Consider the following 1,646-nt stretch of genomic DNA (forward strand, 5'->3'; position numbering starts at 1 on the left):
AGTCGATCGCGGTGTCCGCGCTGTCGCTCGCCAACCAGTCGCAGGCGAGCGTGCTGCAGCTGCTGCGCTGATCCGCAGGCATCGCATCTCGACAACGAAGGCGGCGGGGGAAACCCCGCCGCTTTTCATTGGAGGGAACGAGGAGGGGGGCCGACGGTTCGGATGGCGTATAGCGACGAGCCCGTCAGGACAAAAAAGCCGGCCCGCCATGGGCGGGGCCGGGCCTTCGATCTACGATGTGTTCGGCGGAGGCTCAGGCCGCCGAGCTCACCGGCTTGTCCTGCTGTTCGGCTTCAGCCTGCTCGATCAGCTTCTTCTCATAGGCGACGAGCTTCTTGGCTTCCTTCAGCGCCTGGTAGAGATCGCCGTTGAGGATATGGCCGTTGATCGCCTCGATGATCGGCCAGGCGCTCGGCACCGTCGTGATGATGTCGCGCAGCAGGTTGAAATAGGTGCCGTGATCCGCGTCTGCCCCCGGCGAGATGTACATCAGCTGGACCGCAAGATAGACGAGCTTGGCCGGCGTGTCGGCCGTCTCCGGCGTCAGGATGTCCTTCTCGCGCAGGATCGGAATGTTCTCGCCGTCGATCAGGAGACGCGCGCGCTGGTCGGTGTTGGTGATCACGCAGGAGCCGATGATGATGCGCTCATGCGGCTTCAGTTCGACTTTCAGGGCCATTCTCATTCTCCGTTGCCGCATCGGCGTGGCGCCGAACCTGCTGCGTCGAGGCCGACGACCGGTCCAGCTGCCAGTCTAGATCGCGCGGGGAGTCTGCGCGCTCGATCGGTCGGCGCGCAGCAATCCTTTCCGATCATGGTTAACGGACGGTAAACGGCCGCGCACGCCCGGCGAATATGCGGTGTTTTCAAGGTGATCCGCGGCGAATCACCGCTGCGCGGCCGTGCCGATGCCGCGCATCGGGGACCGCGAGCGGCCGTGACTTCACTGTTTGTTAGCCGGTCGCATTTACCTTAACGCCCGTCGCCCGGTGGTGCAGTCACCGACGGGCTTCGCCTTGATCCTGAATGGATCGGGCAGTTTGTTTCACACCAGAAGGGTATGAAAATGTCAGGTATTGTTCTCTCGGCGTCGGTGCGTCAGAATCTGCTCTCGCTTCAGTCGACGGCTCAGCTCCTCGCCACCACCCAGAACAATCTCTCCACGGGCAAGAAGGTCAACTCGGCGCTCGACAATCCGACCAACTTCTTCACCGCCCAGGGTCTCGACAACCGCGCTTCCGACATCTCCAATCTGCTCGACGGCATCGGCAACGGCGTGCAGGTGCTGCAGGCCGCCAACACCGGCATCACCTCGCTGCAGAAGCTCGTCGACAGCGCCAAGTCGATCGCCAACCAGGTGCTGCAGAGCTCCGTGGGCTACTCGACCAAGTCCAGCGTGACCTCGGCGGCTCTGACCGGGGCGACCGCCACCGACCTGCTCGGCTCCAGCTCGACAGCTGTGACCGGCTCGGTCGTGAACAACGACAATACCTCGAGCGCGGTGGCGATCACCGGCTCGACCAAGCTGTCGGGCACGGCGGGCACCGCGTCGAACAACCTCGCCACCGGCATCACCTCCGGTGAGACGCTGGTCGTCAACGGCACCACCTTCACCTTCGTCACCGGCACGTCCTCGTCCGGCACCA

At 63.9% G+C, this 1,646-nt stretch carries 1 protein-coding gene and 1 pseudogene; one reads left to right on the plus strand and one right to left on the minus strand.

Annotated features, from left to right (window positions below; translation table 11 throughout):
• Nucleotides 1-253: 253 nt before the first annotated feature.
• Nucleotides 254-679, minus strand: coding sequence for a flagellar biosynthesis repressor FlbT (flbT, locus tag QX051_RS29405; RefSeq protein WP_315715996.1), 426 nt, complete (start codon nt 677-679; stop codon nt 254-256).
• Nucleotides 680-1,066: 387 nt separating this feature from the next.
• On the opposite strand from flbT, the pseudogene QX051_RS29410 reads away from it, so the two are divergent.
• Nucleotides 1,067-1,646: pseudogene (locus QX051_RS29410) on the plus strand (flagellar protein); the annotation flags it as partial.

It is taken from the genome of Bradyrhizobium sp. SZCCHNR1053 (assembly GCF_032381235.1).
Lineage (GTDB): Bacteria > Pseudomonadota > Alphaproteobacteria > Rhizobiales > Xanthobacteraceae > Bradyrhizobium.